Genomic DNA, 26,428 nt, shown 5'->3' on the forward strand with positions numbered 1-26,428 from the left:
AATATTGCATTGGATTTGATGCAACTATTTTAGTCAAAGAAGGTTTTATGAAAAAACTAAAAGAAAAAATAGTTCAAGAAGGAACTATATTAAATGAAAATATATTAAAGATAGATAGTTTTATAAATAATCAAATCGACAGTATTTTAATGAATGATATAGCTAACGAATTTTATGAAGTATTTAAAAGCTATAGTCCTAATAAAATAATGACGGTTGAATCTTCGGGAATTGCACCGGCGATACTTGTAGCATTAAAATTTAAAATTCCATTAATAATTGTTAGAAAAGAACAATCTTTAATTAGTGACAAAGATGTTTACTCATCTAAAATACAATCGTTTACTAAAAATAAAATTTTTGCAGCTACTATCTCTAAACAATATTTAACAAAAAATGACAATGTTCTAATCATTGATGACTTTTTAGCAAGTGGCCAAGCAATACTAGGATGTTTAAATTTAATTAATCAAGCAAAAGCTAAAAATATAGGTGTTGGCATAATTGTTGAAAAAACATTTCAATTAGGCCGCCAAAAATTAGAAGATTTAAATATAAATGTTCATTCTCTTGCAAGAATAAAAAGTCTAAAAAATAATAAAGTGGAGTTTGAGGATTAATATGGAAAAAATAATAGTAATAGATTTTGGAAGTCAATATAATCAATTAATAGTTCGCAGAATAAGAGACTTAGGGGTTTATAGTGAATTAGTTAATTTAGAAAATGTTTCTAAATATTTTAATGATAAAACGGTAAAAGGATTTATTTTGTCGGGTGGGCCAAATTCAGTTTTTGATGAAAATTCTTTATCGATTGATAAAAAAATATTTGAATGCAATAAACCGGTATTAGGAATTTGCTATGGCATGCAGCTAATGACTAAATTATTAGGAGGGGAGGTAGAACCTAGTGGCGTTGGAGAATATGGTCGTACTGAAATTAATATAAATAATAAAAGTTTGCTAACAACTTCTTTTGGTGAAAAAGAGATAGTGTGAATGTCTCACATGGATAAAGTAATTAAATTACCCAAAGGCTTTGTAAATATCGCTTTTTCCAATGATTGTCCAAACGTAATTATTGAAAACAATGAGAAGAAACTATATGGTATTCAATTTCACGCAGAAGTTACAAATACAATTAATGGAATAGAATTGATTAAAAATTTTGTTTTTAATATTTGTCAAGCCAAAAAAGAATGAAACGTAGATACATTTATTGACAAACAAATAGAAATTATTAAAAAAACTGTCAAAGATGAAAAAGTTATATTAGGTTTAAGTGGCGGAGTAGATTCTTCAGTAGCTGCTGCTTTAATTCAAAAAGCTATCGGGAAGCAATTATTTTGTGTTTTTGTTGACCACGGTTTATTAAGAAAAAATGAAGCTAAAAATGTAATAAAGGTATTTAAAGACAACTTTAATATGAATTTAATCACAGTAAATGCAAAGAAAAACTTTTTAGAAAAACTAAAAAATGTGACAGATCCTGAACAAAAAAGAAAAATAATTGGCAATGAATTTATTAAAACATTCGAAAATGAACAAAATAAACTAACTAAAATTAGTTATTTAGCGCAAGGAACTTTATATACTGATGTTATTGAAAGCGGAACTAAAACAGCACAAGTGATTAAATCACATCACAATGTTGGGGGTTTACCAAAGAATATGAAATTTAAATTGCTAGAACCTCTTAATATACTTTTCAAAGATGAAGTACGTCTTTTAGGTTCTAAGCTAGGTTTACCAGATGAAATTATCAATCGCCAACCTTTTCCAGGACCTGGACTTGCAATTAGAATAATAGGAGAAATAACTGAAGAAAAAATAAAATTAGTACAAGAATCTGATGCCATTTTTAATCAAGAAATTAAAAAAGCCGGTTTAGATAAAAGTATTTGGCAATATTTTACAATTTTATTAAATAATAAATCTGTTGGCGTTATGGGTGATCAAAGAACTTATTCATATACTTTAGCTTTACGGGCAGTAGATTCTATAGATGGCATGACTGCTGATTGATCAAGAATACCTTATGATGTATTAGCTAAGGCAAGTCAAAGAATTGTCAATGAGGTAAAAGGAATAAATAGAATAGTATATGACATAACATCAAAACCTCCAGGAACAATAGAATGAGAGTAATTAACTTAAGAAAAATACTAAAAATTTTTAAAATAAATTTTATTTTTATAACAAATCATAAAAATACCATATTTTTAATAAAATTTGCCTTTTTTCCCTATTTGCTAATAAAAAAAGTAAAATTTAGTTGGTAGATAATCTACCTATATTCTAAAACATAGGAGAAAATATGGCTAAAATGAAAGCTTTCGTGGTGGACGCACCTAGGAAATGAAGTATTAAGGAAGTTGAAATTCCTAAACCAAAATATAAAGAAGTATTAATTAAAATGGAAACTTCTGGAATCTGTCATACAGATTTACATGCAGCTAATTATGATTGATTAGTTGAACCTAAATATCCATTAATTCCAGGTCATGAGGGAATTGGTATTGTTACAGAACTTGGCGAAGGGTGTACAAGACTTAAAATAGGAGATCGTGTTTGTCTAGCATGACTACATGATGCTTGTGGGTCATGCGAATTTTGTTTACAGGGTGAAGAAACACTTTGTCCAAAACAAAATATGTCAGCATATACAAAGGATGGATCATTTGCCGAATATGCAATTGGTCATGAAGATTTTGTAGGACTAGTTCCTGAAAAACTAGATTTAATTACAGGAGCGCCTGTAGTTTGCGCTGGTGTAACAACATACAAAGCGATTAAAAGGGCTCACTTACGCCCAAATCAATGAGTAGCAATCATTGGAGTAGGTGGTTTAGGTCAATTGGCAATTCAATATGCTAAAGCAATGGGTTATAGACCAATTGGTATTGATCTTACAGATGAAAAATGTAATTTGGCTAAAAAATCTGGAGCTGAACATGCATTTAATTCAACAAAAGATAAAAATTACATAGATAAAGTTATTGAAGTTACAAATGGTGGTGTTCATGCAGTAATTAATACTTCTGTTGCAACACCAGCAGCTGAACAAGGTATGGCCATGTTACGCCGCGGTGGTCGTCAAGTACTAGTTGGCTTGCCATCAAAAGATAAACATGGTAAAGATGAATTTGGTGTTTCAATTTTCTGAACAGTTCTTTTTGAAAGAGAACTTGTTGGTTCGATTGTTGGAACACGTCTAGATTTACAAGAATCACTTGAATATGCAGCGGAAGGAAAAGTTAAATCTGAAGTTACAAAAATTGTTAAACTAGATGAAGTTGCAAATATTTTTGATAAATTACAATCTGGTGATTTCTTAGGTCGCGCCGTTATTGATTTTAGAAAAAAATAATTTTGTTAAATAATTAAAAAAGTTAGAGATTAAAAACTCTAACTTTTTTGTAAAAATTAATACTAACGGTTTAGTTTAAAAGCTATTGAATTATCTTTTATAAAGAAAATCGTATTATTTTTTGAATAGTAAACTTTGTTTTTTCTAGATACAGATATCTCTTTAATAAATTTATTAGTAAAAGTTTCTTTCTCATCAAACCAGTTTGTAGCTGCAGGAAGTTCAAATTTTTCATCATTTTTATTTGAAGGATAACATATTAATTTAGTTAATCCCTTAGTATATAAAACACCATTCAATGTCTCATAATACTCATTATTCTTAGCGACTGTAATATTTTTAAGATTTAGTCCGCCACTACTATTTCTAATTTGGAATTCTAATCCTTTACCATCAATAACAGAATCAGTACCTATAATTTTTCAAATATTCTCGGGAATATTTAACTCTTCAATCCCTTTATTTTGTGAAATTTCTGTAAAGTCAATTGATGATATTGCAGTACCTTTATAATTTGTTGGAATAATAATATTTTTGTTTGGGTTAATAATATTTTGAATAGATAAACCATAATGATAATTAAAAACAAAATTTTCTTCTGTAAAACTAGAACTAATTATTTCAGTTGAATAGTGGTCTTTTGAGAAATCTTCAACAGATTTATCAAAAAATTGTGGTGATTTTACACCTCATGTTGCATCTGAGAAAAATCATTTTTCTCCATCATGCACCGCGTTTCAAGCATGAGCACCATAAGTAGTTCCACCAATTATTACCGCACTAGGCACATTTATTGCATTAAGCATTGCTTTGTATAAATTAGAATACCCATTACAAATTGCAAATTTTTCTCTAAAAACTTTTATAGGTTCAAGAAATTGAGGATCATTAGTTTTTGATGGATATTTAACATTTTTAATAATTCATGAATAAATTACCCTAATTTTGTCCTTAATCGTTTTAGCTTCGCTAATACCGTCTAGGGTGTTTACGAAATTAGATATTATTTTTTTATCTTCCTCGCTATATTTTGTTAATTGATCTCTTCAATCTAAAAAATATTGTTTATCGAATAAATTTAAATAGTTCAATGCACCACGATTAGCTTTTAAGTATAAATCGTACACTTTATCGTCTTTTACATGTGTATTAACATCATTGATTTTTTCATATTCAAATTTTGGCTTTAAATCACTTTTATTTACATCATTTATTTTAGTGTTTTCTTGATCATCTTTTTTATCATTTATTTTCTTAGAATCATCTTTTTTAGGATTTGAAGCACAACTAGCCGAAAAAGCTATAATCGGTGTTGCCGCAAGTACTAAAGTTATTTTATGTTTTAGAAATTTTTTAATTTTCATAGTTCTCCTTGTATTTAAAAATTAATTTGTTAATTATATATAAACTTTAATTATTTAATAAATAGGTTTTTATTTGTAAAATTTAGATAATTTGTATAGTTAAGTATTGAAAAAACTTAAAATGGAAAGGAGATTACTAATAATGCACAAGTTTTTTGTTAGCGAAAAAAAAGATAATTATTTTATTTTAGACAATGAAATATTAAATCACATAAAAGTTGCACGGTTGGAGAATGATATATTTTTGTGTAATTTTAAAGGTATATTTTATGAATGTAAATTAGAGAATAAAAAAGGACTAATTTTAAATAAATTAGATATTAATAATGAATACAAAAATAACTTAGTTTTGGCTTGTCCTATAATTAAACAAAAGAGATTTGAGTTTATTTTGCAAAAAGGTACTGAATTAGGTGTTAAAACTTTTTTACCTATGAAATCAAGGTATACGGAAAAAAATAACTTAGATAATAATTTCAATTTAAAAAAATATGAACGTTATTATGAAATTATTAAAAACGCTTCAGAACAAAGTTTTAGAAATAAATTAGCTTCAATCGAGAGAGTCCATTCATTTGTAGAAATAATAAAATATGGAAAAGAAAATAATTTAAATATTTACTTAGCTTATGAAAATGAAGATGCAAAAGGATCTCGATTAATACCTACAAATTCATTGTTAATAGTGGGTCCTGAAGGTGGTTTTTCGAACGAGGAAATTAACTTTGCGAAAATGAACAAAGCAAATATTGTTTCTCTCGGAAAAACAATTTTACGAGCTGAAACAGCTTGCATTAAATTAGTTTCTCTAGTTAATGAGATATAATTAAAAAATTAATAATAAATATAAGGAGAAATCATGGATAAAGAACTACTAAAAAAAGATTTTTATGCATATATAAATGAAAAATGGTTAGCAAAAGCTAAAATACCAAATGATAAAAGTTCAACAGGAGCTTTTAATGAAATACATGAAAAGAATCAAAAATTACTAAAGTCATTAACTAAAGATTTAATTCAAGAATATAAGGAAAACAAACTTGTTGATCAAGCATTAATAAATTATGTTGAATTTAATTTAATGGTTACTAATTTTCAAAAAAGAGAAGAATTAGGTACAAAAATAATTAAACCAATTATTAATAAAATAGAATCATGAAAATCAATAGATGATGTTATGGATAATTACACAGAACTATCTCTTTCAGGATTTAATTTACCATTTGAATTTGGTGCAATGCAAAACTTTAAGAACTCGCAAGAATATATTTTAGAGTTTGAAGGACCTGCATTAATTCTTCCTGAAAAATCATATTATGATGATAAAAATCCACTCAAGAAAGAATTACTTGAAAGTTTTAGAAGTATGTCAACTAAAATACTAAATCAATACTTTGACAAAAATAAATCACAAGAGATAATTAATAGAGCATTAGCTTTTGATCAAAATTTAGTAGAGTACTCAATGTCAAGCTTAGAAATGGCTGATTATATAAAAATGCATAATCCTTTATCAATAGATGAGTTTGCGTCTAAAACAAATAGATTTGATTTAAAGAAAATAATAAAAGATTTGATTAAGCAAGATTTAAAAATTGTTAATATTATTTATCCTAAATTTGCTAACAATTTAGACAAAGTAATAAATGATACTAATTTTGAAGATTTTAAATCTTGATCATTATTACTTTCAATTATTAGTTTTTCAAAATTCACCAATGAAAAAAATAGAGTTTTATCTGGAGAATTTGGACGTAAAGTAACAGGAACTGCAAAACCAAAAAATAAAAATAAAGCTGCTTTTGAATTAGCATATGGTTTATTCTCAATGCCTGTTGGATTAGAATTTGGTCATAGATACTTTGGCGAAGAAGCTAAAAAAGATGTTATTAACAAAGTAAATAAAATGATAGAAATTTATGAAGAAAGACTATCTAAAAATGAATGACTTTCAGAAGCAACAAAAGAAAAGGCAATTATTAAATTAAAAAAACTTGGGGTACATATAGGTTATCCAAATGAAATAAAACCTTATTATAAAGATTTAAAAGTTAAAAATTATGACCAAGATGGTGATCTTGTCCAAAACATTCTTAGATTTAATAAAATAATTTCAAGAGAAAGTTTAAATAAAATAGGTAGACCAATAAATAAAGAACTATGGTCAATGAGCCCGGCAACAGTTAATGCTTATTTTAATCCTTCTATGAATCATATTGTGTTCCCAGCCGGAATACTAAATAAACCTTTCTACTCAATCAAACAACATTCTAGTGCAAACTACGGTGGTATAGGGGCTGTAATTGCACATGAAATATCACATGCATTTGATAATAATGGAGCTAATTTTGATGAAAATGGAAATCTAAACATGTGATGAACTGAAGAAGATTTCAAAAAATTTGAAGATAAAGGTAAAGCAATGATTGAACTTTTTGATGGTCAAGAAACCGAGTTCGGAAAATGTAATGGACAATTAACTTTAAGTGAAAATATAGCAGATGGCGGGGGCATCTCATGTGCTCTAGCTGCTGCTAAAAGTGAAGATAACTTTGACGCTAAGGAGTTCTTTACAAATTGAGCAATTATTTGAAGAGGTTTAGATAAAGAAAAATATGCACAAATGCTTCTAGCATCAGATGTTCATGCACCTCGTAAATTAAGAGCTAATCAACAAGTAAAAAACTTAGATGAATTCTATGAAACCTTTGACATTAAAGAAGGTGACCCTATGTATTTAGAACCAGAAAAAAGAGTTAAAATTTGATAATTTCGTAAATAAAAACCTTCGCTAATACAAGCAAAGGTTTTTTATTTCTTTTTGAATCACATTATTCATTATTTCTAGGTAAATAAAGATCAGGTACTTCATCATTCGATTCAATATCTTTATTATTCGATTTACGAATAAAATTTATTGAATTTGTTTTTTCAGCTTCTAAATTACTTAATATTCTATTTTCAAGAACTGTAATTTTAGAATTTTCATCTAATGAATTTAGATTAGCTGCAACTACATTAATTTCAAATAATTTATCTCTGTGAGAAGAATCTAAGTATTGAATTCCGAAGAATAATTTAGAATCATCTTGAATATTGATAATTTCATCAATTTTATTTTTGGCTATAGCTATTTCTTCATAGGTTGTTGTTTTATCGCAACGTAAATTAATAATAATATTATTTGTATTTTTTATATCATATAAAAATAAATTATTATTAAAAGCATTAACAACTGCTTGTTCAGCTCTATTTTGACCGTTGCCAACACCAGACACTACGCCTATTTTGTTTCCATTATTTAAAACTTGTTTTAGGTCATTGAAGTCTAAATTGATATATTCTGTTTCAAAAACAATATCTCTAATAACTTTAATTGTATTTTTTAAAGTTATATTTGATATTCTTAAAGCTTCATAGAAAGGAAACTTTGAATATTTTTGAACTAATGTTTCATTTGATAAAACCATATATGAATTAGAATATTTTTCAATACTCATCAATCCGTCTAAAGCGATATTTGTTCTCGCTTTTCCTTCAATTGTTTCAAATGGAATAGTAACATACGAAATTACTAATATACCCATTTTTTTTGCTTCTTCACAAATAACTGGAGCAGCACCTGTACCGGTACCACCTCCTAAACCTGCTGCAACAATAAGCACATCAGTATTTTTTAAAGCTTCTTTAATGTCTTCGATACTATCTAAAGCGCATTCTCTTCCAACTTTCGGATCTCCACCAGCTCCAAAACCTTTTGTGGCGCCGCCCAAAAATATTTTATTTGGGCACGAGCATTTATTTAAATCTTGATAATCAGTATTAGCAACAAATAGTTCAACATCATTAATTTCTTCATTAGAAAGTAAATTAATCATGTTTGTTCCGGCGCCGCCAACACCAATTATTTTAATTTTTATTCTATTAGATTCGTATTGCATGTACTTCTCCTTATTAAATAAATATTTTAGATTTAAATATTAAATTGATTTGTTAAATGCAAATATTTTTGAGAAAAATCTAGATATTGCATTTTTTGGTTTTCATTCTGGTAAGTCTTTAAGTGTTTTAGTTAGATCTTTTTCTCTTAATTTAGATTGGCTTAATAAATAAGTCGCGCCTAAAACAGAAGATCTAACATTTGAAAGTTTAGCTTCTTTATTATCATAAATATCTGTTGAAATATTAGGATATTCCTCATTAAAGCATTTTTGCAGAAATTCAGAATTTCTGCCTTTTAGTAAAACCTTAACGTTATTGTAATTTAAATTTTGATTTATCACTGAATTTACTTCAGTAACTATTTGTTTCATTATTTCGCTTAAAAAGTTATAAACTTTTTGCTCATTGTTATCTAATTCCATTCTAGTTTTTGAATAAAAATCATAATTACTTAGTACAGCATCCATATATAAACCTATTTGGCTAGCAGGTATATTTAATGAATTTTTTAAGTATTTAATCATTTCTCTAGTGTTGCATTCTATTTTGTTGTAATAAAAATGCTTTTTATTTAAATAACCAGAAATAATGATATTTCTTCAATCAAAATTAACAATTATTTGATATTTATCATCTGTTTGACTGTTATATGTTAAACATTGCGATTCGAGTAAAACACATTCGATTGGGAAATAACTTTTAAAAGTTTCAACAATTTTAGATAGTAGATTTTCATTGTTCACAACAAATGCAGAAGAATATATTTTTAATTCATTACCTAAGTTATTTTCAGGTAATTTTAAATAATTCTTAATTTCATCATTTTGAACTAATTTGTATAGATAAGTATTTGAATTGATTACATAATTAGAATTACTTGTACTTAATTCATTATTTTTAAACGAATTAATTTGCTTAATGACTTTTTGATCAACTATATTGCTCTTTAAGTCAAAATTCTTTTCTACATTTACTAATTTAATACCCTTGTAAAGGTTATCATCTAGTAATAAAGAATATTTCATTTCTGTATTATGTTTATTAAATTTAGACTTAATTGTTTTCTTAACTAATTCTAAATATTCGACTAAATCTGCCATATTATGTGATTTAAAAGGCATGTGTAATTGATACACAGGAACAAATTGAATTTTATTATCATGTAGAATTACAACTTCTATGAAATCTTTTTTAACAACAAAATTTGTAAATAGTTTTTTCATATTTGCCTCCAATCTTTTTTTAAATTAATCTAGTTAAAACTCTTAATTTAGCGCTCCTTGAACGATTATTTTCATTTATTTCTTCGTTTGTTGGATTGATTACTTTAACTGAATATTTTTTAATTTCATTTATTGGAAGTTTACTTGTTGTCTTATTTTTGGTTAGCGAACCAAAATAATTTTTTACAATTCTATCTTCTAATGAATGAAATGTAATTACTGCTAATGAACCGTTCTTTTTTAATTTTTGAATAGCTGATTCTAGCATCATGCTTATTGATTCAAATTCATTATTAACTTCAATGCGAATCGCTTGAAATATTGCTTTATTAGGATTTTTTAATTTCACTAATTTAGCAGGATATGCCTCGCGAACTACATTAGCTAATTCTATAGTTGTGTTAATTGGCCGGTTTTCAATAATGGCTTTCGCAACTCTATTAGCGAGTTTTACATCGGCGTTATTAATGAAGATTTTAGTCAATTGTTCTTCACTATAGTTATTAACGATGTAGTGTGCATCTAGTTTTTGATTTTGATCCATCCGCATGTCCAGACGAGCATCTTTAGCATAACTAAAACCTCTATCTGTATTATCAACTTGTGGACTTGAAATTCCTAAATCAGCAATAATTCCATCGACAGCATTAACTTTTAATTTATCTAATTCAAGTTCTATATTTTTAAAATCACTTTTAATTAGCTTAAAGTTATTACCAATTTGACTTAGACGCTTGCGACTTTCTTCTATCGCAAATTCATCTTTATCAAATCCAATAAGAAACCCCTTTGGAATTAATTTAAGTATCTCCGATGAATGACCAGCCATTCCTAATGTTAAATCAACGTATGTTCCGTTTTCATTAATGTTAAGTGCTTTAAGACATTCATTGAGCATAATAGAATAATGATAATTACTCATTTGATCCCTTTTGTAGATACTCAATAGCTTGATCTACTTCTTCGTCACTCAAGTTATTTTTGTAATCTTCATATTTATCTTTGCTTCATATTTCTACTAAATCTCCGACACCTACAAAAACTACTTCCTTTTGAATAGTAGATGCATCAAGAAAGTTTTTAGGCATTATGAAACGTCCTTGACTATCCAATTCAATTTCACAACTTGATCCTAATCATTTTCTTTTAAGTAAACGACTTTGTTTGTCAAATGGTCCTCGAGCATTAAAAATTAAAACTAATTTTTCGAATTCAGTTTTACTTCTTAATTCTAAGTTATTGTCCATACCAATAGTTAAAACTAGTTCAGCTCCTAAATCGTCCCGCAATTTAGAAGGCATCGCTATTCTGTTCTTACTATCAAGGTTTCTAACATATTCTCCGAACATAAGCCCCACTTTCTCCCACTATTCCCCACAATCATACATTTTTTTATATATATAAACTAATATATTTTTTAAAAAATAAAAAAAATGACCTGTTTTTGCAGGTCTAAAATCTAATAAAAAATAAAAAGTTGTTTTTTGGTTATTTTTTAAATAAAAAAGGCAATTTTTATTACTTAACAACATTTCCACTATGGAAAGGGGGAAATTAATATTTTTAGTGGGGAAAAATTCCTTTATTCCTCATTAAATTTACCCATTGCATTAGTTACATTAGATACTTTTCCTATTATTGTAACTAAATCATCTTTTCTCAAAATAGTTAAACCATTAGGTAAAATCATTTCAATTCCACGTTTAACCAATACTAATGTTATTCCTCAATTAACAAAATCTAGATCCTTAATAGGTTTATCTACCAAATTTGGATTTGATATTTTACTAGTTCCCATAACAAAATTATCACCAATTTCTTGTAAATTTTTTGAGTATTTAATGAAGTTCGAATTAGTTGCGAGTATGGCAGTTCGTACTCCAGCTTCAAATTCAGGTCTTATAATTACGTTAACACCTATTTTTTTTAAAACTCTCGCATGTCTCTCACTTGTAGCGCGAGCAATAATATTTTTAATATTTAATTCTAATAAAGCGGCAATAATTTCTATATTGTCTGGAACAGAAACAACAACAGAATCCATAGCTTCTACATTTAAAGCTTTTAGTGTTTTAATTTCAGCTGCATCAGCTACAGCGATTTTTTTGGCAACGTCACCAAAGTTTTTTAATAACTCCTCATTTTTATCAATAATTAAAATGTTTGAACCTTCTTTTGCAAGTTGTTCAATAACTGCTGAGCCAAATCTTCCAGCTCCAATTACACAAATATCTTCAATCTTTCTTTTCATAATTGTCATTATTATATATTATTAGTATTAATAAAATAGATATAATATTATAAAATAAATACTCACTACTAAAATTTATTTCAAATTTTGAAAGGGCTAAAGTTTTGAAATTATCATTCAACAAATTTAAAAATTGAATTAAAGGTATTTCAAAGGTAAAATACATATTTTTAATTTACTTCATTATTGTTCTCTTAGCATCATTATTATTGTGAACACCAATGACTCAAACTGGTAACAACTATGTCAAGTATTCTGATGCTTTCTTCATAACTGCAAGTTCTTTTAGTGATACTGGTTTAGTCACATTAGATACATATAATACATGGAATTGGTTTGGTCAAGCGGTAATTGCTATACTTATATTTATAGGTGGCCTAGGAATTTTTGCTCTAAAGATCTTTATTATTAATGTTATTTTCATGAAAAGAAAAACCAGCATGAGTGATTTGCAACTTGTGGGCCATGAAAGAGCCGGGAGAGATGATAATTCAACTAAAAAAATTATTAGAGACTCAATAGGGCTTTTATTAATAATATTCATATTATTTTCAATTGCTTTAAGTATTTATTTCTATAATGTTGATCCTAAAGAAATTAGTTCAGATTCATCAATTACCGGTAAATATATTTCACCTAAAGGAGATTGGGGAACAAGTTTTAGGTATGGTATTTTTCACTGCATAAGCGCTTTAAATAATGCGGGCTTTGACATAATAGGTGAAAATTCATTAATGCCTTATTACCACAATATAGGTTTGCAAGTTATGTTCTTAATCCTCTTTATAATCGGTGGTGTTGGTTATCCAGCAATTCATGACTTTCTAAACTGAATTCGTTTCAAAGTAAAAAATGGGCGCAGACCTTATCGTTGAAAATTATTTACTAAAATAAGCGTTTCAACATATTTAATTGTTACGGTGATTGGTTTTACTTTGATTTTAGGATTTGAGTTAGGAAAAAATAATATTGATAGTTTTTGACATCAAACAAAATATGGAGGAAATGGAGCTTATAAAATTTGAGCTTTGATATTTACAACATTTAGCTCAAGAAGTGCTGGCTTTGCAACAATACCAATGAATAACTTGTCTGGTGGCTCAATATTTATATTAACTGCCTTGATGTTTATAGGTGCTGCTCCTGCCTCAACGGGTGGTGGAATAAGAACTACTACTTTCGGAATTTTAATCATCTCAATTTTTTCAAAAATGATTGGACATCCAAGTGTTAGAGCTTTCAAAAGAAAAGTAGATGATGAAATCGTTAAGATGAGTGCTTTAGTATTTATTATAAGTATTATCATAATTTCAATAATTGCATTTATATCTATTTCTAGTCTCCAATCATATGCAGGAGATGTTGATGACACAAAATTAGGTTTTCTAGAAATCATGTTTGAAGCTTCATCTGCCTTCGGAACAACAGGATTATCCACTGGCGTTACTAAAGGATTAAATGTTGCAAGCAAAATTGCTTTTGCAATATTAATGTTTATAGGTCAATTTGGAATTAGCAGTACTATTCTTTTTTGAGGTAATAAACGTAATTATTCATACACATACGACTATATAGCTGAGGATATAGCAATTGGATAGAATTTGTATTTCAAATAATTATTAAGAATAAAACACAAAACCAAAAATATTTTTTTTATAAAACACACTAACTTTCAATCAGGTATTGAAAGTTTTTTTAATTTGGTGTAATAAAAAACATAATAAAACATTAATGTTACTAATTTAAATAAAAATGAAAATAAAAAGTGGCTTAGAAACCACTTCCGCCACCAAAACCAAATTTAGTTAAATCTCCCAAATTACCACTCTTTAGTTTCTTAGACATTTCATTCATGTTTTTAGACATTGAATCAAAGTCATTTAGCAATCTATTGTATTCAAAAGCATTTCGACCACTACCTTGAATTATTCTATTTTTTCTAGATGCTTGTTTTAAAAGTTTGGGATTATTTCTTTCACGTTTAGTCATAGAAGAAATTAATATTTCATAAGTTCTCATTTTTTCTTCTGCTTCAATTATTTTATCTTCACTTATTTTTTTTGATAAACCAGGAATCATTTTAAGTAATTTAGACATTTTGCCCATTTTTTTAATTTGTGCTAAATTATCCATTAAATCATCTAAAGTGAAATCGCCTTTCATTATTTTAGCAACCATATTATTCGCTTTTTTAGGATCGATTACTTCTTCAGCTTTTTCAATCAGGCTCATAACATCGCCCATTCCTAAAATTCTATCAGCCATTCTATCTGGATAGAAAAGATCCAAATTAGATACCTTTTCACCAGTACCTATAAATCTAATCGGCAATGATAAAACCTTAGAAATACTTAATGCTGCACCACCACGAGCATCTGAGTCCAACTTAGTAATTATGCTTCCTGTTAAACTTAATTTATCATTAAATGCTTTTGCTACATTAATAATGTCTTGACCACTAAGTGCATCAGCAACAAAAAATATTTCTTGAGGATTAGCTATTTTTTTAAGATCGAATAATTCATCCATCAACTTTTCATCAATTGCTAAACGACCTGCAGTATCAATAATTATTAGATCATTTTTATTATTATGCGCTTCTTTTAAGGCCTCTTCAACAATTTGTTGAGCGCTAACGTTGGTTCCTTTTTCAAAAAAATCAACTTGAATACTTTTGGCTAGTGTAACCAACTGTTGAACTGCAGCTGGACGATAAATATCTCCTGCAACTAGTAAAGGTTTCTCTACAAATTTCTTTTTCCTTAAATAAAATGCAAGCTTAGCAGCGGCAGTAGTTTTACCAGAACCTTGTAAACCTGACATCATAATTATGTAAGGTTTTTTATTTATATTTATTTCCTTAACCTCACAGCCTAAGATATCCACTAACTCTTCATGAACAATTTTTATCATTTGTTGACTTGCGTTTAATGAACCTACTAAATGGCTCTCAAGTGCTTTTTGCTTAACATTTGCAACAAATTCCTTAACAACTTTTAAGTTAACATCGGCCTCGAGTAATGCCATTTTAATATCTCTTGTGACTTCTAAAATATCTTCTTCATGGACTTCAGTTTTCTTTTTCATTTTTTCTATTGATTTTTGAAATCTATGTTCTAAAAAATTTAACATAATAATCCCCCATATTCTTAATTAACAACAATTGTATATACTTTTCCAAAATCTTTAAAACCTATTTTATGGTAAATAGATCCAGCTTTTTGATTATGGAAAAATAAAATAGGCATTAGATTTTTATCTAATATTCAATTCGCTAACGCAGCTGTTGTTTGTGTCGCATAACCATTTTTTCTATACTCATTAAGAGTAAAAACTCCACCTATCATTGCAGCTTCATTGGTTGTGATGGAAATTGCTGAATGAGCTACAACTAATTCATCTTTCTTAACGATAAAAGATACTAAATTAGGGTTTTGTAATTGTCTCTTATAACTAGCTAATTCATCTTTATATGAACCTCTAAATCCCTCGAACTCGTCAATTAATAATCTAGATTTCACAATAGCTTCGCAATCAGAAATTGTGCTTTTAGAAACTAATGAAATATCACCATCATATTTTTTATCTAATTTTGAGATAAATTGTTCATGAATTGAATATTTTTTCTTATCTTCATCAAAAATAACTTTAAACCTTAAAAAATTAATTTCTGAGATATGAATATTTTTAATTTTGTGCAATTTAATTATTTCTCTTAAATCGGCTTCAGTTATTAGTTCATTAGGGTCATAAAAAAGTAATGTAGTGTTATATTTAAGAACTACAACTTTTATTTCATCACCTTCATTTACATAAGTGGACATAAAATCAGTATTTAAACCATATGTTTCAATATCCCCTATTAAAAAAAGATTAAATAAAGGCTCCTTATATATGAATTTCAATATACTAGCCTTCATCTTATCGTTTGCTAAAATTAATTTCATTAAAACCTTATTATTTATCTTCTAATTCTTTATCAATTAAAGCTTTAAGAATTTTTAATTCTTCTAATGTTAAAGTAATACCTTTTGAACTTCTTGCGTGATCTTCGCTTCAATCGCGAATATCATATTTAGGTTCACCATTATTTCATGATACATAATTAAATTCCTTAATATAACCACTTGCTGTATCAGAAATTTTTCCTAATTCACGTTCTATTTTATTAGTAATTGTTGGTTTTTTGTAAGCCATAATATCTCCTATTCTATAAATGTACAATATAATTAATACTAAATAATATTATTAAGATTATATATTATTATTAATATATGTAAGTATAAATACATAAAAATACATATAAAATGTAATTATAGGTATGATTATTGAAAAAATTATTATAATTTATCTAATATTTAATATAAAGGGTATATTTAGAAATTAAAATATAGATGACATATAATGAGGTCGATTATGAAAATTAAAAAAATATTTTTAGTATCAGGTTTAACTTTAGGTTTTACAACGGCAACTGTTGTTGCTTCAACACAATTTTTTCAATACAAAGAAAATAATAGTGTTTTAGTTAAATTTGTAAATAGTAAACAACAAGAAATAGCTTCAATCAGTTTAAGGAAAGGTGAAAAATTAGATATTTCACAAATTTTAAATAATCAAGCTATAAAAAATGAGCAAAAAAGAATTAATCAAAAAGAAAAAACTGAATATGAACTTAGTTTTGAGCAATCTGTTGCAATAGATGATTATAATAATCCAAATCCTTTAGTTTCTAATAAACCGATTGAAAATGATATGACTATAATCTTAAGATTTGTCCCTGTTAAATCATTTGCTGTAAATATTGAATTAAATTTTGATAGATTTTTTAATAATTTAAATCAATTAGAAGAAGCACATGAAAAAGATATTATAAGCAAAGAAATAAATAGAGTTATTTCAACTTCTAAAATAATCAAGGAATCAATTATTAATGATTTGAGATTTACCTGACATGGAAACAAAATTATTTTTGATACCAAGCCAATATTAAAAGAAAATCTTAATGATCTAGGTTTAACACCAGGCACTGATCCAAATCATTTTTCAAATATTAATAAAAATAAACTAATTAAAAAATTAGAATTAGATAAATTAAACAAAATAGACATAGATGGAAAGTATAGTTATAGATTATTTAATAATACAAATGAAACAACAGTTCCATTTAAACATGCTTCTTCTAGCAATGAAAAAGCGTCCGTTAACTTAAAACTAAACTTTAAAAGATCAATAAAAGTTGAATTCAATGTCAAAAAAGACAAAAATAGTTTACCTATAACAAATAATAGTAAAGATGTTTTTGTTGATGAAATAATTGCAAAAAACAATACTTTTCTAAAAGAAAAAGAAGAAATATATAAATTTGAGAACTGAAATAAATCCATTAGTTCAGAATATTTAAATAAATTCTATAAATGAGAAGTCAACTACTTTACAAAAAATAAAGCCAATAAACAACATATTCAATATTCATTATTTGGAATAAATGATAATTCAAGTTGAAACACTTTAAATAGCAACACACTTAATGAAATCAATTTTGGTGATCTAGGTTTAATAGGAAACGACATCAGCAATAACAAGTTCTTATACAACATTTCATTCACATGTATTGCTGATACAGAATATAAGCAAGTTCAATTCGATAATCCTGATAAATTGAAACCACTATTAATATCGTTAAATAGTGCACCAACACAGAAAGATGCAATTAAAAATGCAATTCTAAGTAGTGAAACCAATATTCAACCAACTGTTAATGGTACTAAATATGCAAATTATTGAGAATATATTTCTAAATCATTAAAACTAATTAATAATGATTCCAAAATTTTTAATTTTTCTCGTTGAAATAAATCTGAAGTATTTAATAAGTTTGTTGAAAACATTCAAGATGCATTTAAAAATAATTCAACAGTAGTTTATAAAAAAATTCAAACACCACTTACAATTATGTTTTCTATTGATAAAAATAATATTGATAATGTAGAAGGAATAAAAAATAAAAATATAGTTTTCACAATTGAAGATGATGGAACAGAAAATAACAAAGTTCACACAATAATTAAATTAATTAAAGATTTTAATTCTATTAGCAATCCAACGTCAACAGAAAAAACTAACTACATTAAAAAAATTAAAGAAATTCTTGAATTTGATAAAAAATTCTTCGGAGAAAATACCGAATACAAAAAAGAAGTCGAATTAATTGACCTACCTTTATTTACTACTGATGATAATTCAAGTAGCATTCATTGAAATTTTAAATTATTTGAAAAAATATTATTTAATGATGATTTAGGCCAAAATATTTATGAAATTAAAACGGATTTAACGGACGACGAACAACTAAATGGGCATGAAATATTAAATAATGTATTAGCTAAGATAGGCAAGACAAATAGTTTAGAAAATAGAGAATTCTATGTTTTAAGAAGCGGATCTGGCAAAAGCATTATTAATATTAATACTGGAAATGATTTCAAATCGCAAGTCCAAAATAATGAAATCTTCATTGACAAAAATATTTTATCGCCTATTAAATTCTATTATGGGCCAAATGAAACTGATTATTGAACATTCTACTTGCCTAAAAAAACAAATGGTGCACAATTTGCTGATGATGATTTTGAAATAATTAGAGAATGAATGAACAATGGTTATTTAAATAATCCATTCAAACAAATTAAAGATAAGATTAAAACAACTGAATTTGCTAAATTTTATGGACTAAATCTAAAGAACATTACTGATAAAGATTTTTTCAAAATCTTAACTACAAAAGATTTTAGTAAAAAAACAATAAATATTAATGAACTTCAAATATCAATAAATAATAAGATAAGTGCAGTTGACAGTAATTTATTTGCCTATAAAATTATTCCATCTAAATCCGCACTATTAACATTAAATAATGTTCAATATAATATCTTTGATAAATATTTAAACTTAAATTTAGTTTTAGACAAACTTGAAAATGAAATAAAACAACTTATTAAAACATTTAATACAAAAGTATTTGAAAATTGAATGTCTAGTGAATATCCATTAAAAACTCTATTTTATGATGAGACAAGCAATTTACTAATTAGTTTAGTAAAAGAAGATGTAATCAAAAAACTATCTTCTATAGTGTTTTTAGATAAATATAACTCACACCTACAAGATTTTGAAAAAGGAATAATGTTTAAGGATTCTAAAACATCATTAGATATAAGAATTTCAGACAAAAATATCGAAAAATTCATTAATTCAGCTATAAGAGGATCTAGCAAATACAAGTATCAATTTAAACCTTCATTTAAGGCAACATTTGATGTGTATAGAAATACAGGAAATTCAACAAATCCTAACTTTGTAAATAACTTTTCAAAGAAAATTTACGTAAATTCAGCAATTGCTGCATTCTTACATGAAGAGTGTTTAGACAATAAAGGACAAAAATTTAGTAAAAATAATAGTGACATTGAAAAATTATTAATAGACTCATGAAAATCAAATGATATTAAGAATTGTTTATTCTACAAAGACTCTCACGCTGATGCTGATGCTGCCCAAAAAATAAACATTGCTAATGGTATTAATTCGTCAGATAAATATTATTATGAAATTGATTTAAATAAATTTGTAACAGTTGAAAATGGTGGTAAATTCACTACATTTATTGAAAATGAAGGCCACCAATATGTCTTAATAGATGATAAAAATAATTTATATATTCAAATTAAATAAAAAAGAAACTTTACATAAGTTTCTTCTATAAACCAATATCAAGCGCAACTCAAATGTGCTTGATATTTTTATTAATTTAAAGTGTCTAATATAATTTTATTTTCAATAGGTTTTTTATTGAATCTGTAAGCAGTTTCTAGTTCTTTAATTAATTCTTTATCAATAGGATTTGATGAATATAATGTAAATAATAAATCTCCTTTTTTAACTTCTTCATTAGTCTTTTTGTTAATTGTTATGCCGGCTTCAAAGTCAAGAGATTCTTCTTTTGTTTTACGTCCTGCTCCTAATTTCATTGCAACTAACCCAAAAGTAAGAGCATTAAAAATTTCAATATATCCATCATCATTACTAATAACTTCTAATTTATAATTAGGATTTCAAAATTTAGGATCTTTTAATTTTTGAACATCTCCGCCTTGAAGTTTTACTAATTCATAAAACTTTTCTAATGCTTTACCATTTTCTATAACTTCTTTAACTTTTATAAGTCCTTCGTCATGGTTTTTAACTTTGTTAGCTTGAACAAGCATTGTTGCACATGAAGAGTAAACTAACTCATCAAAATCCGGTGTTCCTTGATTTTTTAAAACTCTAATAGCTTCCAAAACCTCATTTTTATTACCAATTTCACGACCAATTGGACGATTCATATTTGTTATTTCAGCAATAACATTAACATTTAATTCCTTACCAATATTAATCATAGTCTTAGCTAAATCTCTAGCTTGATCAATATTTTCCATGAATGCTCCACTACCACATTTAACATCTAATAAAATAGCATTAGAACCTGTAGCTAGTTTTTTAGACATGATGCTTGAAGCAATTAATGGTATAGATTGAACTGTTGATGTTACGTCTCTTAAAGCATAAAGTTTTTTATCAGCTGGAACAATTTGATTTGTTTGTCCAATAATTGAAATACCATGTTCTTTAACTTGTTTAATAAACTCCTCTTCACTTAAAAATACATTAAATCCTGGTATAGATTCAAGTTTATCTAGTGTCCCGCCAGTGTGACCTAAACCACGTCCTGACATTTTAGCAACAGGTACTCCGCAAGCTGCTACAATAGGCGCAACTGATAATGTTGTTTTATCACCAACACCACCTGTTGAGTGTTTATCCACTTTAATACCTGGAATAGAAGATAAATTAATAACATGTCCAGAATTCATCATTGACTTAGCTAAAATAGCAGTCTCTGCCGCAGTCATGCCATTTAAAACAACTGCCATTAAAAATGCAGATATTTGATAGTCAGGAATTTTATTATCAACATAATTTTTGATTAAAAATTCGATTTCTTCACCCGAAAGTTCTTTTTTTAATCTTTTTTTCTCCAATATGTCTACTGTTCTCATTTTATTTCACCTGTGTTAAAGCTAATTTAATCATGTCATTAAATGCTTTTTCTCTTTGTTCTGGAGTTGTTTCTTCATGTGTAACTAAGTTATCAGAAACAGTTAGTAAACAAGCTGCTTCTTTATTAAGAACTTCAGCATTTGTGAATAAAGCAAAACTTTCCATTTCAACACAATATGCATCGCTCTCTTTAATTCTTTGTTCCAAAGGAACAATTGAGTAAAATGCATCACTTGAATGAGTTCTTGCAATTTTAATATTGATATTATGTTCCTTGCTTGCTTTTTCAATAGATTGGTTTAATTTAGAACTTGGTAAAGCGACTTTTTCATCTTTTCCAAGAACCAATTTTCTAAATGTTGAGCTGTCTGCATATGCATCCTTAACTAAAACTGTTTCAAACAATTTAGCTTCCTTTGTGTAAGCTCCTGTTGAGCCTACTCTAATAATTCTATCTACATCATAGAATTTGAATAATTCATATGAATATATACCAATTGAAGGGCAACCCATACCTGAGCCAGCAATTGTTACAGGTTTTCCTTTATATGTACCTGTAAACATGAACATATTTCTAATTGAGTTAACTTTTTTAAATCCTGGATCTAAAAAAGTTTCGGCTATATATTTAGCTCTAAGTGGGTCTCCTGGCATCAAAACTGTTTTAGCTATATCTTCTTTTTTAGCATTTATATGTGGTGTCATATTTTCTCCTTTTATAAAACCTATTTTTATTTTTTTAAATATTTTTGAACTTTAAAATTTTATCACACAATGCCCATTAATTTCGCTCATAAGAAATAAAGCGTAAGCTCAATACTATGCAAAAAAATACCATTTTTAATTTCACAATATATATTTGTTTTTAGCATAGTTATAGAGCCTTATTTTCTAAAAAAACTTTTTTATAGGCTTTTTGGAATAAATATTTGCAATTTACCATAAATTGCTTTTACAAAAAAACATTGATAATTTCTAGCATTAAGTATTAATTTCTAAATATTAAGCATTAGTAATATAATAACCATATGTTATATAGTTCATAACATGATTTTTAGTGTTTTTTCAAGAAAAAACAGGGAGCTTAAATGGAGAGCAAGTTTTACAAAATATTTTTAAAAATATTCTGAATCTACACTTCAATTTTAAGCGTAATTTTTGTAAGTTTTTATTACTATATAAAACTATCATTACTATTAGGTTTTTTGATTGGCTCGCAATCATCAAGTATATTGTTTGAAATTAGAAACTTTTTTACATCTAAGGCTTTGCAAAAGACAAAACATCCAGCTAGAACTCTATCTTTTTTAGGATTTATAATTGGTCTTGCTTTAATAGCCGCTGTAACTATTATTTCAATTTTCATAAACCATAATTCAAATCAAATCTTTTTATTGAATGAAAAACTTAATAAAGTTATATATCCAATAAATCTTTTTGCATTTTTATTCGGAATACTAACAACACCAATATCTATAGTAATTTCAGTTTTAATTTTAAGAAAGGGTGTAAATAATGGAAAAGATTAGTAAACATTTATTCGATTGAAATCAACCACAATTATTTTCATTAATAGTAACAATTACTATCATTCTAGTTGTTTCATTAATTATCTTTTTCAAAGTTAAAAAACAAGACCCTTCCAAAGCACCATCAGGCATTCTTCTGGTTGCTCAAGGGTATGTTTCAATAATTGATAAAACCTATTATGAATCTACAGAAGGTAAAATAAAGGGCGGAAGAATATATATATTCGCTTTAACTACTTTTTTACTAGTTGGAAATATGGTTGGTCTTTTAGGTTTAGAACCAATTGTAACTTCATATAGTATAGCATTTACATTAGCATTAATATCATGACTAGGAATATTTGTTGTAGGTCTAATATATAAGAAAATCAGCTTTTTTAAAAAGTACTTAAACCCAATTGATTTAGTCGGGCAAGTAGCACCCTTGATTTCACTTAGTTTCCGTATTTTCGGAAACATTATTGGTGGAGGAACAATCGTCTATTTAGTATATACACTATTTGGATGACTATGAACACTGCTACCAGGTAATGGGGAATCTTTCTTCTGATTTGCACCAATAGTAACACCATTCTTACACATGTATTTCGATATTTTTGGAGCAGTTATTCAAGCTCTTGTGTTCACATCTCTTACAACTGTATATTGAGCAAATGAAGCAGAAATACAAGATAAAAAAAATAAAGATAGTAAAGAAACAAAAGCAAAAATTATTAACCCAAACAAAAATATATATTAATTAAACATTACGGAGGAAAAAATATGGCAGCAGACGCAAATACATACAAAGCAGGATTAGTAGCAATTGGTATTGGTATAACAATGCTAGGTGCTGTAGGTACAGGTTTAGGACAAGGTTATGCGGCGGGTAAAGCAGCAGAAGCAGTAGGGCGCAATCCTGAAGCAGCAAGTAAAATTCGTTTAATGATGTTGATCGGACAAGGTGTTGCTGAATCAGCAGCTATTTATTCATTAGTTATTTCAATTTTATTACTTTTCGTATACTAAAATTTTATGAGACAAGATTTAGCGGAAAAATTTGAGAAAATATTCCCTTCTATTTGAATGATGCTAGCAACATTAATTGCTCTAGCAATAACTGTTTTAATTTTGACTTTCTTATTGTATAAACCAGTAAAAAAATCAATTAAAGATAGACAAGATTTAATCCAAAAAGAAATAGATCATTCAATAGAATTGAATAAAAAATCAGACGAAAAACTTTATTTAGCAAATTTAAAACTAGATATGGCCGGTTCTGAAGCTAACAATATTGTTAAAAATGCTAAAGTAGAAGCTGAAAAAGTAATTATTGATTATACAAATAAGGCTAAAACTGAATCTAAAAGAATGATTGATGAAGCCAAAATTTTAATTAATAAGGAACATCAAGCTCTACTAGAAGACCAAAGAAATCAAATAGCTAAAGCAGCAACGGAACTTTCACGCAAAATTCTCGCAAGAGAAGTTTCTAAAAAGACTGAGAGTGAACTTATAGACGAGTTCCTTAAAGACTAATGTACTCAAAAGCTAATGCAGAAAGTTATGCTCTAGCACTATTTGAATTATCAAAAGAAAGTAATAATGTTTTACAAATGCATAAACTAGCTAGCGGTTTGTTTAACGCTATTAAAAACGAATATAAATTAATAAATATTATTTCTAATACAGAAATAAGTAAAGAAAAACGTTTCATATATATTGAAAAAATATTTAATGATATTAAAGATTCTGAATTATTAGTCAAATTTATCAAAATTTTAATTGAACAAAATTTAACTCACATCCTTAATAGAATATTGATTCAATTCTTGAAACTATCAAATGAAGAATTACATATTAAATATGCCAAAATTTACACAGCTTTTGAATTAAGCTCAACTAAATTAGAAAAAATTAAACAAAAACTTGAAAAAAAATTTAACTGTAAGATCGATCTTCATCACATTATTAAAAAAGAATTAATTTCTGGTTTCAGAATTGAAATTGAAAGTTTAATTATTGAAAACTCTATAGATTCTGATTTAAAAAAACTTGAATTTTTAATTACAAAAAAGGAGCTTTAGATGTCAAATATTCATGATATATGCGCAATAATTAAAGAACGAATAAGAAACTTTGATGCGCAAAAAATAGATTGTTCAGAAGTAGGTAAAGTAATTACTATAGGAGATGGTATTGCCTTAGTTTCTGGTTTAAATAATGCTAAAAATGGGGAAATTATTGTTTTTGACAATGACACCTATGGTTTAGTTCTAAACTTAGAAGAAGAGGTAGTTGGTATTGGTCTTTTTGGTAATGCTAATTCTATTAAAGAAGGTGATGAGTGTCATAGAAGTGGCGAAATTATTTCAATTAACGTTGGTGATGAGCTGATTGGTAGAGTTGTTAATTCTCTTGGACAGCCAATAGATGGTAAAGGTCCTATCAAATCAACTAATAAACGTGAAATATTTAAAGTGGCTCCCGGAGTTATGACTCGGAAAGAAGTAAATCAGGCTCTAGAAACAGGTATTATCGCAATAGATTCAATGATACCTATTGGTAAAGGTCAACGTGAATTAATTATCGGTGACCGTCAAACTGGTAAAACAGCTATTGCAATAGATACTATAATTAATCAAAAAGGAAAAAATGTTAAATGTATCTATGTAGCAATTGGACAAAAAAATTCAACAGTTGCTCAGATTGTTAACAAACTAGAAGAAACAGGCGCAATGAAATACACAACAGTATTAGTTTCAGGAGCAAGTGAATTAGCGCCTCAACAATATATAGCTCCTTATGCTGGAGTTACAATTGCTGAAGAATGAATGTCAAAAGGTGAGGATGTATTGATAGTTTATGATGATTTATCAAAACATGCTGTTGCGTATAGAACACTTTCTTTATTATTAAGAAGACCACCGGGACGTGAAGCTTACCCAGGGGATGTTTTCTATTTACACTCAAAACTTCTAGAAAGAGCTGCGCGTGTTACTCAAGATTTTGGTGGAGGTTCAATTACAGCATTGCCAATTATTGAAACTCAACAAGGCGATATTTCAGCTTATATTCCAACAAATGTTATTTCAATAACCGATGGTCAAATTTTTACTAGAGAAAACTTGTTTAACTCAGGACAAAGACCTGCTGTTGATGTTGGATTTAGCGTTAGTCGTGTAGGTTCAGCTGCTCAATTTAAAACTATGAAAGAAGTTTCATCTTCATTAAAACTTGAATTAGCTCAATATAATGAAATGTTAGCTTTTGCCCAATTTGGTTCAGACTTAGATGACTTAACAAAAAGCATTTTAGCTCATGGAGCAAAAGTTTATGAAATTCTTAAACAAGAACAATTTAAATCTATTGATCAAATTTCACAATCAGCAATTCTTCTAGGTGTTAAGGAAAAAATCATTAATCCTCTTCCACAAAACACAATGAAAAAATACCGTGACAATATTATTAAATACTTTAATGAAGATAAAAAAGGTATTGAGTTATCAAAACAAATCGTTAAAGATAATTATAAATTTAATGATCAAACAAAATTAGAAATGATTAAAGCTATTGTTAATATTGTTAAATCAATTATTTCATCTTTGGCTCACTATAATGAAAGTGAATATTTTCCTATCCCGGAAAAATATAGAAACCTAAATTAA

24 protein-coding genes are annotated in these 26,428 nt (G+C 27.2%); 13 read left to right on the forward strand and 11 right to left on the reverse strand.

The window, feature by feature from the left end:
• Nucleotides 1-47 precede the first annotated feature (47 nt).
• The 3 genes from JXZ90_RS00725 to JXZ90_RS00735 all read left to right on the forward strand — a co-directional run bounded on the left by JXZ90_RS00725 (nucleotide 48) and on the right by JXZ90_RS00735 (nucleotide 3,370).
• Nucleotides 48-620 carry a xanthine phosphoribosyltransferase gene (locus JXZ90_RS00725; RefSeq protein ID WP_205848495.1) on the forward strand — a complete coding sequence of 191 codons (573 nt, stop codon included), beginning with the start codon at nucleotides 48-50 and terminating at the stop codon, nucleotides 618-620.
• 1 nt (nucleotide 621) lies between these two features.
• A complete protein-coding gene (guaA, locus tag JXZ90_RS00730; RefSeq protein WP_205848496.1) occupies nucleotides 622-2,148 on the forward strand; it encodes a glutamine-hydrolyzing GMP synthase in 1,527 nt (508 codons plus the stop codon).
• 169 nt (nucleotides 2,149-2,317) lie between these two features.
• Nucleotides 2,318-3,370 carry a zinc-dependent alcohol dehydrogenase gene (locus JXZ90_RS00735; RefSeq protein WP_371808121.1) on the forward strand — a complete coding sequence of 351 codons (1,053 nt, stop codon included), beginning with the start codon at nucleotides 2,318-2,320 and terminating at the stop codon, nucleotides 3,368-3,370.
• A gap of 62 nt (nucleotides 3,371-3,432) precedes the next feature.
• Here the strand turns inward: JXZ90_RS00735 and JXZ90_RS00740 are convergent, their stop codons facing one another.
• Nucleotides 3,433-4,734, reverse strand: a complete 1,302-nt coding sequence (locus JXZ90_RS00740) for a transglutaminase domain-containing protein (protein WP_205848497.1) — start codon at nucleotides 4,732-4,734, stop codon at nucleotides 3,433-3,435.
• Between the two features lie 142 nt (nucleotides 4,735-4,876).
• Between JXZ90_RS00740 and JXZ90_RS00745 the strand changes: the two genes are divergently transcribed.
• The gene (locus JXZ90_RS00745; protein WP_205848498.1) at nucleotides 4,877-5,560 is read left to right on the forward strand and encodes a 16S rRNA (uracil(1498)-N(3))-methyltransferase; all 684 of its coding nucleotides are present in this window, start codon (nucleotides 4,877-4,879) and stop codon (nucleotides 5,558-5,560) included.
• Between the two features lie 33 nt (nucleotides 5,561-5,593).
• On the forward strand, nucleotides 5,594-7,504 hold the full coding sequence (locus tag JXZ90_RS00750; RefSeq protein ID WP_241003406.1) for a M13-type metalloendopeptidase: 1,911 nt from the start codon (nucleotides 5,594-5,596) through the stop codon (nucleotides 7,502-7,504).
• Nucleotides 7,505-7,565: 61 nt separating this feature from the next.
• On the opposite strand, the gene JXZ90_RS00755 is transcribed toward JXZ90_RS00750, so the two are convergent.
• The 5 genes from JXZ90_RS00755 to JXZ90_RS00775 form a co-directional block, all read right to left on the reverse strand.
• Nucleotides 7,566-8,675: a cell division protein FtsZ gene (locus tag JXZ90_RS00755; RefSeq protein ID WP_205848499.1), complete on the reverse strand. Its 1,110-nt coding sequence runs from the start codon at nucleotides 8,673-8,675 to the stop codon at nucleotides 7,566-7,568.
• A 39-nt stretch (nucleotides 8,676-8,714) separates the two neighbouring features.
• Nucleotides 8,715-9,899, reverse strand: coding sequence for an MAG3720 family protein (locus tag JXZ90_RS00760; RefSeq protein WP_205848500.1), 1,185 nt, complete (start codon nucleotides 9,897-9,899; stop codon nucleotides 8,715-8,717).
• Between the two features lie 19 nt (nucleotides 9,900-9,918).
• Complete coding sequence (gene rsmH, locus JXZ90_RS00765; protein ID WP_205848501.1) at nucleotides 9,919-10,821, reverse strand: 16S rRNA (cytosine(1402)-N(4))-methyltransferase RsmH; 903 nt, start codon at nucleotides 10,819-10,821, stop codon at nucleotides 9,919-9,921.
• Nucleotides 10,814-11,248 (reverse strand): division/cell wall cluster transcriptional repressor MraZ, encoded by a 435-nt coding sequence (gene mraZ / locus JXZ90_RS00770; protein ID WP_205848502.1) that lies wholly within the window; start codon nucleotides 11,246-11,248, stop codon nucleotides 10,814-10,816. Before mraZ ends, rsmH begins: the two co-directional genes overlap by 8 nt.
• Nucleotides 11,249-11,481: 233 nt before the next feature.
• Nucleotides 11,482-12,150 (reverse strand): TrkA family potassium uptake protein, encoded by a 669-nt coding sequence (locus tag JXZ90_RS00775; protein ID WP_205848503.1) that lies wholly within the window; start codon nucleotides 12,148-12,150, stop codon nucleotides 11,482-11,484.
• Nucleotides 12,151-12,254: 104 nt separating this feature from the next.
• Between JXZ90_RS00775 and JXZ90_RS00780 the strand changes: the two genes are divergently transcribed.
• Nucleotides 12,255-13,748, forward strand: coding sequence for a TrkH family potassium uptake protein (locus JXZ90_RS00780; RefSeq protein ID WP_241003407.1), 1,494 nt, complete (start codon nucleotides 12,255-12,257; stop codon nucleotides 13,746-13,748).
• Nucleotides 13,749-13,920: 172 nt separating this feature from the next.
• Here the strand turns inward: JXZ90_RS00780 and ffh are convergent, their stop codons facing one another.
• From ffh to JXZ90_RS00795, 3 genes are read right to left on the reverse strand one after another with little or no spacing between them, the layout of a single operon-like run.
• On the reverse strand, nucleotides 13,921-15,282 hold the full coding sequence (gene ffh / locus JXZ90_RS00785) for a signal recognition particle protein (RefSeq protein ID WP_205848504.1): 1,362 nt from the start codon (nucleotides 15,280-15,282) through the stop codon (nucleotides 13,921-13,923).
• Between the two features lie 17 nt (nucleotides 15,283-15,299).
• Entirely contained in the window at nucleotides 15,300-16,097 is a 798-nt protein-coding gene (locus tag JXZ90_RS00790; protein WP_205848505.1) for a GNAT family N-acetyltransferase, read from the reverse strand.
• 10 nt (nucleotides 16,098-16,107) lie between these two features.
• Nucleotides 16,108-16,347, reverse strand: a complete 240-nt coding sequence (locus JXZ90_RS00795; RefSeq protein WP_205848506.1) for a YdbC family protein — start codon at nucleotides 16,345-16,347, stop codon at nucleotides 16,108-16,110.
• Between the two features lie 219 nt (nucleotides 16,348-16,566).
• Between JXZ90_RS00795 and JXZ90_RS00800 the strand changes: the two genes are divergently transcribed.
• Nucleotides 16,567-19,884 carry a hypothetical protein gene (locus tag JXZ90_RS00800; protein ID WP_205848507.1) on the forward strand — a complete coding sequence of 1,106 codons (3,318 nt, stop codon included), beginning with the start codon at nucleotides 16,567-16,569 and terminating at the stop codon, nucleotides 19,882-19,884.
• Between the two features lie 71 nt (nucleotides 19,885-19,955).
• Here JXZ90_RS00800 and JXZ90_RS00805 read toward each other — a convergent pair whose 3' ends face one another.
• The gene (locus tag JXZ90_RS00805) at nucleotides 19,956-21,251 is read right to left on the reverse strand and encodes a thymidine phosphorylase (protein ID WP_205848508.1); all 1,296 of its coding nucleotides are present in this window, start codon (nucleotides 21,249-21,251) and stop codon (nucleotides 19,956-19,958) included.
• A gap of 1 nt (nucleotide 21,252) precedes the next feature.
• The gene (gene deoD / locus JXZ90_RS00810; RefSeq protein WP_205848509.1) at nucleotides 21,253-21,957 is read right to left on the reverse strand and encodes a purine-nucleoside phosphorylase; all 705 of its coding nucleotides are present in this window, start codon (nucleotides 21,955-21,957) and stop codon (nucleotides 21,253-21,255) included.
• Nucleotides 21,958-22,340: 383 nt separating this feature from the next.
• On the opposite strand from deoD, the gene JXZ90_RS00815 reads away from it, so the two are divergent.
• The 6 genes from JXZ90_RS00815 to atpA are packed head-to-tail and all read left to right on the forward strand — an operon-like array spanning nucleotide 22,341 to nucleotide 26,428.
• A complete protein-coding gene (locus JXZ90_RS00815) occupies nucleotides 22,341-22,781 on the forward strand; it encodes a hypothetical protein (protein WP_205848510.1) in 441 nt (146 codons plus the stop codon).
• On the forward strand, nucleotides 22,768-23,520 hold the full coding sequence (locus JXZ90_RS00820) for a F0F1 ATP synthase subunit A (RefSeq protein ID WP_205848511.1): 753 nt from the start codon (nucleotides 22,768-22,770) through the stop codon (nucleotides 23,518-23,520). The genes JXZ90_RS00815 and JXZ90_RS00820 overlap by 14 nt, the downstream gene beginning before the upstream one ends.
• A 23-nt stretch (nucleotides 23,521-23,543) precedes the next feature.
• A complete protein-coding gene (gene atpE, locus JXZ90_RS00825; protein ID WP_205848512.1) occupies nucleotides 23,544-23,789 on the forward strand; it encodes an ATP synthase F0 subunit C in 246 nt (81 codons plus the stop codon).
• 6 nt (nucleotides 23,790-23,795) lie between these two features.
• Nucleotides 23,796-24,299 carry an ATP synthase F0 subunit B gene (locus JXZ90_RS00830; RefSeq protein WP_205848513.1) on the forward strand — a complete coding sequence of 168 codons (504 nt, stop codon included), beginning with the start codon at nucleotides 23,796-23,798 and terminating at the stop codon, nucleotides 24,297-24,299.
• Nucleotides 24,299-24,847 carry an ATP synthase F1 subunit delta gene (atpH, locus tag JXZ90_RS00835; protein ID WP_205848514.1) on the forward strand — a complete coding sequence of 183 codons (549 nt, stop codon included), beginning with the start codon at nucleotides 24,299-24,301 and terminating at the stop codon, nucleotides 24,845-24,847. The genes JXZ90_RS00830 and atpH overlap by 1 nt, the downstream gene beginning before the upstream one ends.
• Entirely contained in the window at nucleotides 24,848-26,428 is a 1,581-nt protein-coding gene (gene atpA, locus JXZ90_RS00840) for a F0F1 ATP synthase subunit alpha (RefSeq protein ID WP_205848515.1), read from the forward strand.

Origin of the sequence: Mycoplasma sp. Mirounga ES2805-ORL (assembly GCF_017084445.1) — a bacterium.
Classification (GTDB): Bacteria; Bacillota_I; Bacilli_A; order Mycoplasmatales; family Metamycoplasmataceae; genus Mycoplasmopsis.